This is a genomic window from Streptomyces sp. NBC_00271 (genome assembly GCF_036178845.1).
GTDB lineage: Bacteria > Actinomycetota > Actinomycetes > Streptomycetales > Streptomycetaceae > Streptomyces.
The window spans coordinates 9109312-9124884 of record NZ_CP108070.1 but is presented as its reverse complement, the minus strand read 5'-3'; the positions used below and the strand labels follow the sequence as shown (position 1 = coordinate 9124884).

Below are 15573 nucleotides of genomic sequence, written 5' to 3'. Positions count from 1 at the left end.
TCGGACAGGTGGAGCGAGCCGACCCGGAGGAAAGGCCCGCCACAGAGTCCGGGGCCGCGCAGGCTCATGTCCCCTGGCTTGCCAGGCTCATGACCGCTCAGCCGCGTCCTGCCCGGACGGCCCGGCCCTGGGGCGGACCGATCCCCCGCAAGGTCTACTGCCCGGTGTTCAAGGACTCCATACCGCCGGTGTAACGCGGTCACCCGCTGTTCTACACCCGTCAGTTGAGCGTGACGTGTGCCGCGGTCTGCCGTTGTAGGAGGCGATGCCCACGACACCACAGCGAGACCTCAGCGCTCCCACGATCGTGATCGGAGCCGGCCCCCACGGCCTGGCGGCCGCCGCGCTACTGAACCGCTCCGGAGAGCCGGCCGTGATCATGGAACGGTCGGACCGCGTGGGAGCGAGCTTGGCGCAGCGCTATGACCACCTGCGCCTGCATACCACTCCCAGCACGTCGAAACTCCCCGGCCTGTCGGTGCCGCGCGGCGGGCCGGTGGGTGAGCCGGGACGACTACGTGCGCTACCTGGAGGGTTACGTCGTCCATCATCCGCTCGACGTCCAGGTGGCCACCCCGGTGCAGCGCATCGAGCGGGCCGAGCCAGGTTCGAAAGCACAGTGGCTGGTCCATACCCCCGACGGTCCGGTGCCCACTGGCGCGGTCGTGGTGGCCACCGGCCGCTGCCACACCCCGAACATCCCCGACTGGCCCGGGCGTTCGACCTTCACCGGCACGCTGCTGCACTCGGCCCACTACCGCTCTCCGGCCCCCTACCGCGGGCAGCACGTCCTGGTGGTCGGCGCCGGTAACAGCGGTACCGAGATCGCGAGCGTCCTGGCTGGAGCCGGAGCCGAACGGGTACGGATCGCGGTCCGTACCCCACCCAACATCCTGCCCCGCTCCAGCGCCCGATGGCATGCGGCCGGCCGGCTGACGGAGGCCCTCCCGCTCGCGTGGCGCGACCGCACCTCCCTGCTCACGCAACGTCTCGCGGTGCCCGACCTGACCTCACGGGGACTGCCGCGGCCCCGCACGGGCCTGTACACCCGCAATGCCCGCGAGGGGGTCAACCCGGTGCTCGACCACGGCTTCGTGGACGCCGTCCGGTCCGGGCGGGTCGAGCCGGTCTCGGCCGTCCAGGCGTTCGACGGTCCCGACGTTTTACTGGCCGACGGCACGCGACTGCGACCCGACACGGTCATCGCCGCCACCGGGTACCGACCCAACCTGCACGACCTGGTCGGGTCCCTGGGCGTACTCGACGATGACGGGCAACCCCTCGCCGTAGGGGCACGGACCCATCCCGAAGCCTCGCGTCTCTACTTCGCCGGATACACCAATCCCCTCACGGGTGTCCTTCGACAGGCAGGCATCGAGGCGCGCGCCATCGCCCACGCGTTCCGCCGCGAGAAGGCGCGGGCAACCCATTCCACCCCCCAGCTTGGCGACCGCACGGCCGGCACACTCAGCAAAGGGCACGCTCCGAGCTGCCGGAGCTTCGGAAGCCTGGCCCTTCAGCGGCTTGCCCTGGCAGGGCGACGCCTCAGGGATGGAGCCGGGCGTACCCGTCATCCGCGGCGTTTCACGCACCACGTCAGCCCTGTCCCAGCGGATGCCGGTCTGGTCCGCAGCTCCGAAAACCTATGGGTCGATCTCCGAAAGACGCTCTCGGGTCGAAGTGGACGATCTTGCCCAACGATCCAGCGGTCGGCAGGAGTCTTTCGCTCAGCGGCGGACGGTGTCGCTACTGGCCGTGTCGGACAGGGCGAGGCGGGCCGTGATGCGTTTGCCGACGGGCTCCTGTTCGGTGAAGAGGTCCTGGGTGACGGCTTTGACGATCTCCAGGCCGTGCTGACCGATCCTGTCGGGATCGGCGGCCCGGGCAGCGGGCACGGTGGGGTCGCTGTCCCACACGACGACGTCCACGGCGTGGGCGGTGATGCGCAGTTCCATCAGGACGGGGCCGGGGGCGTATTTGAGGGCGTTGGTGACCAGCTCACTGACCACCAGCTGCGTGAGGTCTCTCGCACGAGCGGGCACGGGCAGCCGGTGATCGGTATGGGCCTGGTTGAGGAAGGCGACAGCGTGGTGGCGGGCGTCGGCGATGCAGCCGTCACCTCCGTCCAAGGCGTAGCCGGCTCGCATCAGGTACTGATCTCCGGTTGAGCCGACACCGTCGGCATGGGATCCCACGTATCTCGCCCTCACTCCCCCCGTTGACGTGCGCAAGTACCCGCGGCAGCGTCAGGCATGTCACCGGAGGTGTTGTCCGGCATGGCTGCCTGGGCGCATGCCGCCGCGGCGGTGGGGCAGGATCGTCCGGGCAGGCCCTGAGTGGGCAAGCCTAGGCGCAGCCGAGGAGACCTGAGCGACATTCACAAGGAAGACCGGCCACGCCGGCTCTCCATCCAGCACGCAGTGGTCGACGGCGCCCTCATCGTGACCGCGCACGGCGAGATCGACCACGATGTCAAAGATGTCCTCAGCCAGGCACTGCTGTCTTGAGGACGGCACGGCGCCGCCGCGGATCGTGGCGGACCTCAGCGGGGTGACCTTCATGGACTCCAGCGGCATCAATGTCTTCGTCACCGCCCACCGGCGCGCGAGCGGCGCTCAGGGATGGCTGCGCATCGCCGGTGCCCAAGAGTCCGTCGTGCGTCTGCTGCACCTGGTCGGCATTGACGAGATCATCCCCTGCCACCCCACCCTCAAGCAGGCCCTGAACACCTGACCCCCTACCCGTGCCGGTCCGGGACACCCTGATGAGACGAGCGCCGCTCAACCGCCGCGTCCAGCTCCTGGGCGGGAGTTGTCCATACGCCTGCCCGCGACCGGAACACCAAACACTCTCAGAGTGAAGCGAAGATCACATGGAGACTGCGGGAGGAGGGCACGGCCTCCCCGATCCCTCCAAGTCGTCACCAGGGACGAGTACCACCTGCGCCGCACCGACGACGGCACGACGAACCACTCCTGGACGGGGAGGACAACCTCTCAGTCCTGTTTTCGATCCCTCGCGGTGAAACGCCGGGCGGTTCCTTCCGGGAGGCAAATTACAAGGGCAGATTCCGTTTCGGCTGCCCCACGACATGACGGCACGGCACACGATCAACAGGTCTTGTCCCATGACAATCTGCAGGCCGACACGATGACTTGGAGCTGGAGGTACACCGCTCGTGGCGGCGAACAGCAACCCCACCGTCAGGAGGCGCCGCCTGGGGGCCGAGCTCCGCCGGCTAGGCACGGCCGGTGGGCTGAAGAGCACAGAAGTGGCCGAGCGGCTCATGGTCTCCCAGCCAAAGATCAGCCACCTGGAGAACGGCAACCGCGCCGTCAGCTCCCGCGACGTGCGCGACCTGTGCGCGCTGTACGGAGTGACGGACCAGCAGGTAATCGACACTCTGCTGCAGATGGCCAAGGAATCCGACAGCAGGGCTGGTGGCACGCCTACGGCGACGTCCCCCAGAGCGTCTACAGTGCGGGAGATCGTTCCAAAAGCCGATTTGCCGTTCGGCTTCCAGGTCCCCCACACCGACCGGGTCCAGCCGCTGGACCTGCAGCCGGGCGACCGGCTGGTGATGCTGACCGACGGCATGCTGGAGCGCAACGCCAACAGCCTTGATCGTGCGCACCCGCGCGCTACATCCCCGCGAGGCCGCCCGCACTCTGATCGCGGCGGTCGTCGACGCCAACCACGACCACCTGGAGGACGACGCGACCGTCATGTGCCTGGGCTGGCACGGCGTCGGCCACTCCGAGCGGGACGCCGACACGGCGCCGACCTCACCGACGCCTCTGACACTCCGCTACGTCCGGTCCCCGGGCCGGCGGCCGGGGGGGACGCTTGCCCGGCTGACCGCGTCACCGGGGAAGGTGCCTGCGGCGGCTGCCCAGGCGCAGGCCGAGGAGGACGAAGTCGGCGACCAGAACCACCACGCCGATGACCAACAGATAGAACAGGCCCTTCGCGACCACACCGATGATGCCGAGCACGATGGCCACAATGATCAGCAAGAGGAAGAGAGCCATTGGTGTCACCTCATGGTGGGAGACGTTGTTGGGGGCATCAGCGGCGGGCGAGGCGACGTTCGCCACCCTCACCCATGCGGTAGGCGAGCTCGTAGTGCGCGAAGACCGTCTTCTCGTCCTCCGCGAGCAGTTCGCCATCCGTGCCGATCGAGGGCGCTTCCTTTACCTGCTTCCTGTCGTAGGCGACCTTCAGATAACCGGGACCGACCGTCGCGTCGCCCAGGGGGACGAACACCAGCCGGTGCCGGGTCGGCAGGCCGACCGTGACCGTCGCGAACACGGGCTGGTCCGTGGCCGTGTCGACGTAAACCGCCTCCAGGACGCCGATCTTGTGCCGCTCGTGGTCGACCACGTCGTGGCCTCGCCATTCCCTGATGTCTTGCGCCTCGAACACGGGGCCCCCTCTGTCGCAGGTCAGCTGAAGACCGCTGTCGTCACTATCTCGCTCCTCCCTCCTTACCTGCCTACGGAGCGTCACACCCTGGAGAGCAGCCAACTTGCAGGCCGGACGACGGACGACCTTCACGGGCGGCGCGATGCCTCGGAGACCGCCCGGCCCGTCGCGGTCCAGCGCGCGCCAACGTGGGGGCGATGAACGGCGCAGGCCGGAACACCTGTCGCGGTCAGTAGGTGACCAGGGAGATGGCGATGTAGTGCGCGGTGAAGGCCGCCACGGTCAGGGCGTGGAACACCTCGTGGAAGCCGAACCAGCGGGGCGAGGGGTCGGGGCGCTGGAGGGCGTAGACGACCGCGCCCGCGCTGTAGAGGAGACCGCCGGCCACGATCAGGGTGAGTACGGCCGCTCCGCCGGTGTGCAGGAAGTCGGGCAGGTAGCGCACCGGTGCCCATCCCAGGGCCAGGTAGCACGGGGTGTACAGCCAGCGCGGCGCTCCGACCCACAGGACCCGGAACGCGATGCCGGCCGATGCGCCCGCCCACACGATCCACAGCAGCACGGACCGCTGGTCCGGCCGGAGGAGGAGCACGGCCAGGGGCGTGCAGGTGCCGGCGATGATGAGGAAGATGTTGGCATGGTCTAGACGTCGCAGAAGAGCCTCGCCGAGCGGCCCCCAGGTGCCGCGGTGGTAGACGGCGCTCGTTGCGAACAGCAGCCAGGCGGTGACCGAGTACACGGCACAGGCCAGGGCCGCCTGCGGGGTGCGAGCCAGGCAGACGAGCACGATGCCTGCGATCAGTGCGGCGGGGACCATTGCGGCATGGAGCCAGCCACGCAACCTCGGCTTGATCGGTTCCGCCAGGTCGGCCGCCCGCTCCACCAGAGCGGCGACCGGGTGAGCGTTCTTCCCTGCCCCGTCATCCTGTGATCCGACGGGCAGCCCCTCTTCACGGCGTTCTCCACCCCCTGAGGCGGCGTGGACGTGTTTGGCTTCAGCGGCGTCGCGGGACACAGCTTCTCGTCCTCCCTCGGACTCCTGGGCGTCACCGGTGATCATGGGGTCATGCTGGAAGACGACACCCCGACGGCATTCTAGGAGTCCGGTCGCGAACACCACGCCCGCGTCGCCGGCATGGTGTTCCGCAACCGTTTGGACTCCGACCTCGTTGATCCTGGCGCCAATCGGGCCTGCCGAGGCCGAGTAGATCGGCTGGTCATGGGAACGATCAGGGCTCCCGAACGGGCCTCTCTGCTTGCCTACGCGCAAGGATCGTCGATGCTTCCTGAGGTCTGCCCCCACGTATCCGCCCCCCTCGCACACCAGTTGGAACACCAATTGGGCCTGGCTCGGCATCTCGAAGCGGGCCAACTCGATGTGGAGCGCGTCGCCGGCATCGCAGTCGTCGCAGCTGCCCACTCCGATGGGTATGTGGCCACCGGCCATCTCCTCGGACTGCCGGCCGCGCTACCTGCCCCCACCAAGGCAGGAGAACGCTTCTGGTCGGACCTGTGGGGGCTTCGGGCACTGCGTACCTGCTCCCCGTCAACATCAAGGCTCTGGTGCTGCGTTCCCTGGCAGGAGAAGGAACCCCTGGCCCGACAGATCCTCTCGGCCGTCGATGAGGTGACCCTGCCCCAGCGCGTCGCGGCCGGGGAGGTGATCGGTCAAGCCCTCGCCGAGTCCGACCATTTTCCCGACCTCAAGACACAGGTCACCGGAGAACTGTGGCTGCGAGATCTCGAGCTCACCGCCTGGCGCGTCCTGCACGCAGACCACGGGTCGGACGATCCGGCTGGACGGACGGCCTTCCTCGACGCCTGGACCAGCGTCTGAACGTCTGCTCCTGCAAGCTGCGCTTTGCGTGCCGGGCAGCATGCGTGAGCGGCAGCGGCGAAGCTGCCGGGAAAGCCGTAGTCCCAGCCGTCTCAGGACGCGGCTGTTGGATTCGCCGATTCGGCGGCGCGGCGGTATTCGGCGTTGATGCGCTGGGCTTCCTCAAGCTGGTCTTCGAGGATGACGATGCGGCAGGCGGCCTCGATGGGGGTCCCGTGGTCGACGAGCTCCCGGGCGCGGGCCGCAATGCGCAGCTGGTAGCGGGAGTAGCGGCGATGGCCGCCCTCGGAGCGGAGCGGGGTGATGAGGCGGGCTTCGCCGATGGCGCGGAGGAAGCCCTGGGTGGTGCCGAGCATCTCGGCGGCCCGGCCCATGGTATAGGCGGGGTAGTCGTCGTCATCGAGACGGCCGAAGGAATCGTCTGCTGTCATTGCACCTCACTGTGGAACGCGTGGAGGGGCCCTGGTGCCATATGGCACCAGGGCCCCGAAGGGAACTGCTACACCATCTGCCGGCCCTGATACTGCGCCGGCCTACTTGTTCCGCAGGCCCACCCGGGAGAGGACGGGGAATGCGGGGATCGCGGATGCGTGACCGGAGACCACCTACCTATCGATGTCCTGCGGTACCCGGGCTCGAGCCTTCCGCCCGGGCGATCCTGATGGCGCTGAAGCCCTCCGTTCTTCCCTCTGAACCAATCACTTACCAAACGGGGACTGCGTACTGCTTGCACTGCTGATACCGCGAACTGCTGGTGGCCTCGCCTAGCGCCACTCTTCGGCAGCCAGCCCCGTCGCCGGTCCTGCATCTGCTCTGGCTTAGAACCCCACTGCCGAACCTCCCGGCACGCGCGCCCGCAGCCGACGCCTTTACCGAGGAACCACTGACAACCGCACTGCTGGTACTGCGAACTGCACTTACGGAACTGCTACTGCGTGAACTGCGGTCCTGCTCACGGCGGCCCCTGATCACTGCGGGCCACCCGGTCCGGTCGTCAGCCCCGTCGCCGTCCTGCGACAACCCTGGCTTCGGAACTCCACCACCGCACCGTCCTGCGAACTGCAACTACGTGTACTGCTGCCCGGCAGTTCATCTCTGCCGGGCCTCGCTCGATCTCGGCTACGAGAGAAACCATAGCCACACCACCACCCAATGTCTACTCCAGCAAACATAGATTTCCGTGTGCCCCGAGATGAAGCTATCCGCCTCGATCGGTCTATATGGGCGGTCGGATCTGCCCGAAGCTCAGGTCTGGCGTTCGGAGTGCCCCGCAGCCGGGCAGCCCGTTGGGCTGCCCTGACGCCGCCGACTGCGCCGCGGCTACCGTCGGCGGGTACCGGCCACCACTGGGCACCTCATATTTCCGGCCGTGACACCCCGACAGGCCGGCGGAGGACGGGCGTAGCACGAGGGCCTGCGCCGGCCTTGACGATCCCGGCCCCACGACGGAGCAGCAGTTCGTGGAAGCCATGCGCGCCGGTGCCGGTGCCGCAATCCGCAGACTGCCGTTCCTGCTGCCGCGTCAGCGCCTCGAGAGGATCTACTTCATCGGCCCGCGGTAACTCTCTGCGCCCTCGCCCGGCTGGCCGTGCTCGCCCGACCGGTGGCGTCCGCCTCGGATGGGCCGCCTGCTCGAACCGGCGCGGGGCCCCGACTCGAGCAGGCCGTGGGCCGGCACCGTGACACAGGCGTGACGCGGACGCACGGCAGTGCCTTGGCGGGTGGCGGGACGAGGCAAGAGATCGGGTAGGCAAGGCCGGGCATGGACGATCCAGAGACCAGGGTGACCCTGATGAACATGATGGCCGTCAACGCCACAACCGTCCGTTCCACGACAGCCGTTGCCGACGCACGCGATACGGCACGGGCCTTCCTCGAATGCCTGCGACAGCCGGCCGTGGCCCCTGACGCGGCGGACACCGTGGTCCTGGTCGTGTCCTAGCTCGTCACCAACGCCCTGCGCCACGGCCCGGGGCCGCTGCACATGGGAACTGACTGCGCACCCCGACACCATCGAGGTGGCCGTCCACGACCCCAGTCGGCATGCGCCGCGCATGAGCACCACTGACCTGAACGGCGGCGCAGGGGGCTTCGGTTGGCCCATGGTCAACCGCCGCGCCCGCGCCACCGCGGTCACCCGCCGGGCCTCCGGCGGCAAGACCGTGAGCGCCCGTCTTGCCCGGTGGCGCCACCGCTGAGCACTCGGATGGCCGGTAAATATAATCTGCCCCATGTCGAAGCCTGACGAGCTGCTCGTTGACGTCGCCGCCCTGGTGGAGTCCGGGCAGAGCAACCAGATGTCCCTGACCGTGGTCACCGGTGGCGCTGTCATCACCGGTCGGCTGGCTCCCGAAGCAGTGTGGAGGCAGAGGGTGTCGGATGTGCTGACAGATTCCGCCCGCTTGGGAGAATTCTCCGCCGCCTTCGACACCCCCGCGAAGAAGAACGGGCCGCCCACTCATCTTCACTTCCACGTCGCCCGGATCCTGCAGGGCACGGTCGGCATCCCGGAGACAGGCGGGATGTACCGTGTGGCGATCGACGACGTCAGCGCCTGGACCATGGGCGACTTCAGCTATTCCGACCACTGAGCGACACTGCGACGGAACCCCGTCGCAAGCAGTGTGGGCCCGACCGGCGCTCGCCGGTCGGGCCCACACTGCTGTTCAGGCGTCGGCTCGTTGCCTGTCCCGTCGGTCAGACGGACACGGGAGTACCGAGCATCGCGGAAGCTTGCTGGAGCGAGCTGAGGATGCGTACGGGTGCGGCCGTGGGGAGGGTGCGGCAGGTGAAGCCGAGCTGAGTCATGGCCCGGAGGACTTCGGCGGCGCTGAAGTCACGGCGGTCCTGGCGGGTGATGACCTGGCCGACTTGCTTGACGGGGTAGTGGCGGCGGCCGATGATCACGGATTCGCCGGTGCCGGGTTCGGGCTTGATGCCCTTCATCGATTCCAGCACGCCGTTCTTGGTGAGCTCGAAGGGGAAGCGGGCAATGACGCAGCGCATGTGGCCTCACAACGAGAAGGAGAGAACGGTCCGCCCAGGGTGAGGCGGTTCAACGGGAGAGGGCGAGGACGCCCAGGGCGCTGCCTTGCCCGTCGACCACCGGCAGGGCACCGAGCCGGCGGGAGCGCATCGCGTGCTCGGCTTCGGCCATCGTGGTCACGGGTGAGGTGAACGACCTGTGGTCGCCGAGGATGTCGCGCAGGCGGACGCGGTCCGTGTAGGCGGAGCTGTCGCGGACCGCGGTGAGTTCAATCTGGGTGACTAGTCCGGTGCACTGGCCGTCCTGGTCGCAGACGACCAGTCGGCCCGTGCGGGCGGCGGCCATGACGGACAGCGCCACCTCGACGCTCATGTCGTCACAGACCTGCGGTCCGGCCGCGTCCACGACCTCAGCCACCGTCCCGCGCACGTGGCTGGCGATCGCCGGGCGGGGCTGCATCTGAACCAGCGTCAAAAGGTGCCTCCTGCAGAGATGGGTCAGCTTCCTGATCACGAAGGTCTAGGCCGCGGCGTCGAAGACGGACTTTCGTACGGGCGCGCGCCGGGTTGCCGAAGCGGGGCGGCGTCGGCCTCGGGAGGAGGCGCTGCGCTTGGAGCGTTCGACCACCGGTGCGGTGATGACGACCGGGATGCCGGAGGGGGCCTGGGCGCCGGTGATCCGGCTCAGGGCCTCGTCGCCCGAGCGGATCTGGGTGGTCTGCGGCCGGATCCCGGCGTCCGACATGAGGCGGACCATATCGCGGCGCTGGTTCGGTGTGACGAAGGTGACGACGCTGCCGGACTCGCCGGCGCGGGCGGTACGTCCGCCGCGGTGGAGGTAGTCCTTGTGGTCGGACGGCGGGTCGACGTTGACGACGAGGTCGAGGTTGTCGACGTGGATGCCGCGCGCCGCGACGTTGGTCGCAACCAGCACGCTGACGTGCCCCGTCTTGAACTGCGCCAGCGTGCGGGTGCGCTGCGGCTGCGACTTGCCCCCGTGCAGCGCGGCGGCCCGTACCCCGCTGTTGAGCAGGTCCTGGGTGAGCCGGTCGACGGCGTGCTTGGTGTCCAGGAACATGATCACCCGACCGTCGCGAGCGGCGATCTCGGTCGTGGCGGCGTGCTTGTCGGCGCCGTGGACGTGCAGGACGTGGTGCTCCATCGTCGTGACCGCACCGGCCGAGGGATCGACCGAATGCACGACAGGGTCGGTCAGATAGCGGCGCACCAGCAGGTCGACGTTACGGTCCAAGGTGGCGGAGAACAGCATCCGCTGCCCCTCCGGACGCACCTGGTCGAGCAGCGCGGTGACCTGCGGCATGAAACCCATGTCAGCCATCTGGTCGGCCTCGTCCAGAACCGTGACGCCCACCTGGTTCAGCCGGCAGTCGCCACGGTCGATGAGGTCCTTGAGCCGGCCAGGGGTCGCGACGACGATCTCCGCTCCGCCTCGCAGCGCGCCGGCTTGCTTGCCGATCGACATCCCACCCACCACCGTGGCCAGCCGCAGTCTGACGGATCGTGCGTACGGAGTGAGCGCGTCGGTCACCTGCTGCGCCAGCTCACGCGTCGGGACGAGGATCAGCCCCAGCGGCTGGCGGGGCTCAGCACGCCGTCCGGCGGTACGGGCGAGCAGGGCGAGGCCGAAGGCGAGGGTCTTGCCGGAGCCGGTGCGCCCGCGGCCCAGGACGTCACGGCCCGCCAGGGAGTTCGGCAGCGTCGCGCCCTGGATCGGGAACGGCGCGCTCACGCCCTGCCTGCCGAGTTCGGCCAGCAGCTGCTCGGGCATGCCGAGATCGGCGAAGCCCTCAACGGCAGGCAGTGCGGGGGTGATCGTCTTGGGGAGCGCGAACTCCCCCTGCACCGCGGCGGGCCGACGGCCGTAACCGCCAGAACGGGCCGGGCCGCCGGAACGGCGCGGTGCCGGCGAGCCGAAGCGACTGCCGCCCCTTCCTGCGTCGGCACCACCCTTACGGGCGCGGGCGGAGCGGTCGTTCGTACGTGTGCGGTTCATGTGGGGCCTTCCTCGATGTGGCACATATCAAGGAATTCCCGCAAGCGATGAGCAGCACGGAATTACAAGTATGAACCGATGTCAAAGCAAATCCGGCCGACGGGAATCCACGCGGGCGTAAATGCCGAAATAGGTGACGCAGTGGGGACGTAAAATCCGGGGGGTGACTGCGGTGTAGCTCTTCAGGATGCGCCTGCGTCCCGAAGGAGGAGCCGCATGTGGTGAGACTGCGGATTCCTCCGAGCCGTCCCGCGGGTGAAACCACCGCGGGAAATGGCTGCAGCTGGGGCCCGCACCCCGAAGGATGCGGGCCCCAGCTACAAGTCTGTCAGGCCGGAACGATGTTCTCGGCCGTCAGGCCCTTCTGGCCCTGCGCGATATCGAAGTTCACCTTCTGGCCTTCGAGCAGCTCACGGAAGCCCTGGGCGGCGATGTTCGAGAAGTGGGCGAACACGTCAGCGCCGCCACCGTCCTGCTCGATGAAGCCGAAACCCTTTTCCGCGTTGAACCACTTCACGGTACCAGCAGCCATGTCATATCTCCTTTGGGGCAGTACACCGACGTCCGCACTGTGCGAGCACCGTGTCGCCGCGATGATTACCCCGCCGGAAAATGACCGGAAATAAAAAAGCGCTCTCCCCGGCAAGAGCGGGGTAGGAGCACTTGAAGTTTCGGGAACCACAACTGCAACTGAGATGGACAGTAGCACGCCGCAACGGCCCGCGTCGGTTAAGTAATTCCACTCCACTTGTTGCGGCAAAAACTCTCACTACACCGTCCGTCAAACTCTCACCTCACGAACACAGATATTGACTCACTCGCAGTGCAACGTTCCAAAAAAGGGAGCGGAGTCGTCAGCCGCTACCATGGCCGCCAGGGCGCTATGACGTGCGCGGCCGTCCGAAAGATCGCCTTCAACAACGGCTAACACGATGAGGCGGACCTGCGCTGATCGCCGCGTCCAGAGCAGTAGTCGAGCTTTCGGTCCGGTGCGGAGACCCCACCGTGGATCGTGTCGGGCAAACTACGCCCTCCGGCAGTGCCGCGGGCACGAAGGCTCCGCTTCCCCGGACATGGCAGCTGACCGCCGAGCTGGAAATTCGGTGTTCGTTCGCCGTCTGCCCGACGGGCGCCCCGCACTCCTGACGACCTGCGGCGAGAGTCCGACCGCTGACCGGGAGCGGGGCGCCGTTGCCTGGCGTCAGGAAGTAAGGGCTTGACGAAGCGTGGGGTAGCAAGGAATGACCGTGTCGAGACCAACCATTTCAACGACCCGCTGAACCGTTGCCCTCAAGGACGCCAGCCGGATCCAGCCGTCGGCGGACGCTGCATCGCGTTGCGCGGCGGCCAGGGCACTGATGGCGCTGGCATCCAGGAAGGCGAGCGCACCGAGGTCGAGAAGCGTCCGCGACGCTCTGGCGCCGTCTATGCGGAGGGCCTGCCGCAGGAGGTGGACGTTACCGGCGTCGACTTCGCCGCTCGGCGCCAGGACGCGGATGCCTGCGGCGGTTGCCTGGTTGATCATAGGCCGGGCGCCCTGCCCGGCCGTCTCGTGCATGTCTGACGCGTGTCCTTCAACAATCCTCTGCGGCACCGCCAACGCCCCCAAAGAGGGCACCGGAAGCGCTACACCCCATAAGGGCGCTGCCCCCGTGTAACTGTGCTGGAGGGTAACGTTCCGGTCGGGCATACCCGGCATACCCGGCCCTAAAAGGGGTAGCGGGCGGGGAGAGGGAAGCGGGCACGGATGGACGAGACGAGTGGGGCCGACGGCGGGGCGGCCTCGCTGCTGGAGGCATCGCTCGCGCTGGACAGCGACGGCTCCCGCATAGCCCAGGCCCGCCATCTGGCATCGGCTTTCCTGACGACGGCGCGAGACGACCAAGGCATCCCGGTGGTGACCGCCACGGTCGAGATCGTCCAGCTGATCGTCAGCGAACTGGTCACGAACGCCCGCAAGTACCCGCCGGGACCGGCCCTTTTGCGTCTGCGGGTCACCGGTGCCGTGGTGCGGGTTGAACTCTGGGACAGCAATCCCGTCGTACCGGCCGCCAAGCCCCCGATCCCGAACGCGTGGGCCAGCACGGCCTTGAGACCGTCCGAGCACTTGCCCAGAGCGTCACTGTCGAGCGGACACTCCTCGGCAAGCGCATCACCGCGGACATCGCCCTCACCACGGCGACCACATAACCGGACCGGTCTCGGCAGTTGCTGTCCGCTCATGGCGACGGCCGCCGGCCGCCCGGCGACCGTGTGCCTTGCGAGACGTGGCCCCCGTACCGTCCGCATCGAGCACTCCCCACGGGCACAACCCGGAAGCGCGGAAACCCGGTCTCGAAGCTGGCCGCCAGGGACGCACCGGGCCGCGGCATCTGCGGGAGCCGAGGTGGGCCCGGCGCTCGTGGAACGCCGCAGGCTCACTGTGCTGCGGGAAGCAGCCTCAACCACCACGCCCGAACGGCACGGGGAGACTGCATCAACCTAGCCCTCACAGCCGCTATCGACCGCCATAAGCGCCCCAGCTGCTCACGCACAAGGGAGGAAGCGAGCCTGCGTGCGTCCGATCGCTCCAGCTCCGCGGCCGTGGAAGGCGAAGCTGCGCAGCACGTTGCGCGTCGCTGGCGACCTGCGAGGGTGACAGGCAGTGAAGCGCGGGTTGCACGTCCTGGCCGCCTCAGGCGGCGGTTGTCGGGTTCGCTGATCCGGCGGCGCGGCGGTACTCGGCGTTGATGCGCTGCGCTTCTTCGAGCTGGTCTTCGAGGATGACGATGCGGCAGGCGGCCTCGATCGGAGTGCCCTGGTCGACGAGTTCCCGGGCGCGAGCGGCGATGCGCAGCTGGTAGCGCGAGTAACGGCGGTGTCCGCCCGCGGAGCGCAGCGGGGTGATCAGGCGCGCTTCACCGATGGCGCGGAGGAAGCCCTGGGTGGTGCCGAGCATCTCGGCGGCCCGGCCCATCGTGTAGGCGGGGTAGTCGTCGTCATCGAGACGGCCGAACGAGTCGTCTGCTGTCATTGCACCTCTCTCATGGAACGCGTGGAGGGGCCCTGGCGCTGTTCACGCCAGGGCCCCGAAGGAACTGCTACACCATCTGCCGGCCCTGATACTGCGCCGGCCTTCTGAGTCCGCACCAGCTCACGGGGGATGAGGGCTTGTGCGGGGATCGCGGTTGCTCGACCGGAGACCACCTCACTATCGATGTCCTGCGGTACCCGGGCTCACGACTTCCGCCCGGGCGATCCTGATGGCTCTCGGCCCCTCCGTTCTTTCCCTCTTGGATCAACTAACTGCTGGTACTGCTCTCCTGCGTACTGCTGGTATTGCGAACCGCTCGGTGACCTGTCACAGCGCCACTTTCCGGCAGCCAGCCCCGTCGCCCGTCCTGCGTCTGCTCTGGCTTGGAACCCCACTGCCGAACTTCCCGGTGCGCGCGCCCGCAGCCGACGCCTTCACCGAGGTACCGCTCGCTCTCTTCACTGCTGGGCCTTGCGAACTGCACTTACTGGTACTGCCACTGCATCAACTGCGGTCCTGCTCACGGTGGCCCCTGTTCACTGCGGGCCACCCGGTCCGGTCGTCAGTCCCGTCGCCGTCCTGCAACCACCCTGGCTTCGAAACTCCACCACCGCACCGTCCTGCGTACCGCTGCCCGGTAGTTCGTGTCTGCCGGGCCCTGCTGTCTCTCTGGGCTACGAGAGAAACCATAGCCAGTCGATCACCCAATGTCTACTCCAGCCAACATAGATTTTCGGTTGTTCGGCAGCGAGATAATCGGCCTCGTGTAGCGACGACGATCTCAAAACCGGGGGACCTGATGGACACCATGAGCGTCAGCGCCGCAGCCGTCCGCTCCACGACATCCGTTGCCGACGCTCGCGAGAGCACCCGGGAATTCCTCGAAGGGCTCGTGCCGGCGGTCGCGGCGGAGGCTGCCGAAACCGTGGTCCTGGTGGTCTCGGAGCTCGTCACCAACGCCCTGCGCCACGGCGGCGGCACCTGCACCCTGGACCTGACCGCGCACCCGGCAGCATCGAAGTAGCCGTGCATGACCGCAGTCCGCAGGCGCCGCGCATGCGCACCCCCGACCTGAACGGCGGCACTGGAGGCTTCGGCTGGCCCATGGTCAACCGCCTCGCCCACGCCACCGCCGTGACCCGCCAGGCCGCCGGCGGCAAAACCGTCAGCACTCTCCTTCACCGGTAGCACCAAGACGCCAGCACCGACGGCATGACCGGCCCGCTTTCACGTACAGCGCCATGCGGGGCTCAGACCTGGAATTCCGCGGTTAAGGGGGCATCTTCCGGATGGACGGGT

The 15573-nt window shown here is 68.0% G+C and carries 14 protein-coding genes and 6 pseudogenes; 9 read left to right on the top strand and 11 right to left on the bottom strand.

Annotated elements, in window-relative coordinates; genetic code table 11:
• Positions 1-265: 265 nt before the first annotated feature.
• Positions 266-364, top strand: a pseudogene (locus OG798_RS41335) (hypothetical protein); the annotation flags it as partial.
• A 58-nt stretch (positions 365-422) separates the two neighbouring features.
• Positions 423-1169: pseudogene (locus tag OG798_RS41330) on the top strand (NAD(P)-binding domain-containing protein); the annotation flags it as partial.
• A 558-nt stretch (positions 1170-1727) separates the two neighbouring features.
• Here the strand turns inward: OG798_RS41330 and OG798_RS41325 are convergent.
• On the bottom strand, positions 1728-2147 hold the full coding sequence (locus tag OG798_RS41325) for an ATP-binding protein (protein ID WP_443054221.1): 420 nt from the start codon (positions 2145-2147) through the stop codon (positions 1728-1730).
• A 331-nt stretch (positions 2148-2478) separates the two neighbouring features.
• Here OG798_RS41325 and OG798_RS41320 point away from each other — a divergent pair, with 331 nt between their 5' ends.
• The 3 genes and pseudogenes from OG798_RS41320 to OG798_RS56705 all read left to right on the top strand — a co-directional run.
• Positions 2479-2733: an STAS domain-containing protein gene (locus OG798_RS41320; protein WP_306454723.1), complete on the top strand. Its 255-nt coding sequence runs from the start codon at positions 2479-2481 to the stop codon at positions 2731-2733.
• 445 nt (positions 2734-3178) lie between these two features.
• Positions 3179-3477 (top strand): annotated as a pseudogene (locus OG798_RS41315) (helix-turn-helix domain-containing protein); the annotation flags it as partial.
• Position 3478: 1 nt separating this feature from the next.
• Positions 3479-3556, top strand: a pseudogene (locus OG798_RS56705) (hypothetical protein); the annotation flags it as partial.
• A gap of 307 nt (positions 3557-3863) precedes the next feature.
• Here the strand turns inward: OG798_RS56705 and OG798_RS41305 are convergent.
• The 3 genes from OG798_RS41305 to trhA form a co-directional block, all read right to left on the bottom strand.
• Complete coding sequence (locus OG798_RS41305; RefSeq protein ID WP_179436378.1) at positions 3864-4031, bottom strand: hypothetical protein; 168 nt, start codon at positions 4029-4031, stop codon at positions 3864-3866.
• A gap of 37 nt (positions 4032-4068) precedes the next feature.
• Positions 4069-4425 (bottom strand): PRC-barrel domain-containing protein, encoded by a 357-nt coding sequence (locus OG798_RS41300; RefSeq protein WP_095851753.1) that lies wholly within the window; start codon positions 4423-4425, stop codon positions 4069-4071.
• Between the two features lie 229 nt (positions 4426-4654).
• A complete protein-coding gene (gene trhA / locus OG798_RS41295; RefSeq protein ID WP_328758673.1) occupies positions 4655-5485 on the bottom strand; it encodes a PAQR family membrane homeostasis protein TrhA in 831 nt (276 codons plus the stop codon).
• Between the two features lie 219 nt (positions 5486-5704).
• Here trhA and OG798_RS41290 point away from each other — a divergent pair, with 219 nt between their 5' ends.
• Positions 5705-6262, top strand: a complete 558-nt coding sequence (locus OG798_RS41290; protein ID WP_328758672.1) for a hypothetical protein — start codon at positions 5705-5707, stop codon at positions 6260-6262.
• 92 nt (positions 6263-6354) lie between these two features.
• Here the strand turns inward: OG798_RS41290 and OG798_RS41285 are convergent, their stop codons facing one another.
• A complete protein-coding gene (locus tag OG798_RS41285) occupies positions 6355-6693 on the bottom strand; it encodes a MerR family transcriptional regulator (RefSeq protein ID WP_067385805.1) in 339 nt (112 codons plus the stop codon).
• A 1361-nt stretch (positions 6694-8054) separates the two neighbouring features.
• On the opposite strand from OG798_RS41285, the pseudogene OG798_RS41280 reads away from it, so the two are divergent.
• A pseudogene (locus OG798_RS41280) lies at positions 8055-8460 on the top strand (ATP-binding protein).
• A gap of 33 nt (positions 8461-8493) precedes the next feature.
• Positions 8494-8853 (top strand): hypothetical protein, encoded by a 360-nt coding sequence (locus OG798_RS41275; protein WP_067385807.1) that lies wholly within the window; start codon positions 8494-8496, stop codon positions 8851-8853.
• 106 nt (positions 8854-8959) lie between these two features.
• Here the strand turns inward: OG798_RS41275 and OG798_RS41270 are convergent, their stop codons facing one another.
• From OG798_RS41270 to OG798_RS41245, 6 genes are all read right to left on the bottom strand, one after another.
• A complete protein-coding gene (locus tag OG798_RS41270) occupies positions 8960-9268 on the bottom strand; it encodes an SCO5918 family protein (protein ID WP_095851756.1) in 309 nt (102 codons plus the stop codon).
• Positions 9269-9317: 49 nt separating this feature from the next.
• Entirely contained in the window at positions 9318-9722 is a 405-nt protein-coding gene (locus OG798_RS41265) for a CBS domain-containing protein (protein WP_095851757.1), read from the bottom strand.
• 45 nt (positions 9723-9767) lie between these two features.
• Positions 9768-11261, bottom strand: a complete 1494-nt coding sequence (locus OG798_RS41260; protein ID WP_328758671.1) for a DEAD/DEAH box helicase — start codon at positions 11259-11261, stop codon at positions 9768-9770.
• Between the two features lie 328 nt (positions 11262-11589).
• The gene (locus tag OG798_RS41255; RefSeq protein ID WP_067385816.1) at positions 11590-11793 is read right to left on the bottom strand and encodes a cold-shock protein; all 204 of its coding nucleotides are present in this window, start codon (positions 11791-11793) and stop codon (positions 11590-11592) included.
• Between the two features lie 669 nt (positions 11794-12462).
• On the bottom strand, positions 12463-12819 hold the full coding sequence (locus OG798_RS41250) for an STAS domain-containing protein (RefSeq protein ID WP_183127085.1): 357 nt from the start codon (positions 12817-12819) through the stop codon (positions 12463-12465).
• A gap of 1116 nt (positions 12820-13935) precedes the next feature.
• A complete protein-coding gene (locus tag OG798_RS41245; RefSeq protein ID WP_095851760.1) occupies positions 13936-14274 on the bottom strand; it encodes a MerR family transcriptional regulator in 339 nt (112 codons plus the stop codon).
• A gap of 799 nt (positions 14275-15073) precedes the next feature.
• Here OG798_RS41245 and OG798_RS41240 point away from each other — a divergent pair.
• Positions 15074-15462: pseudogene (locus OG798_RS41240) on the top strand (ATP-binding protein).
• Positions 15463-15573: the final 111 nt, after the last annotated feature.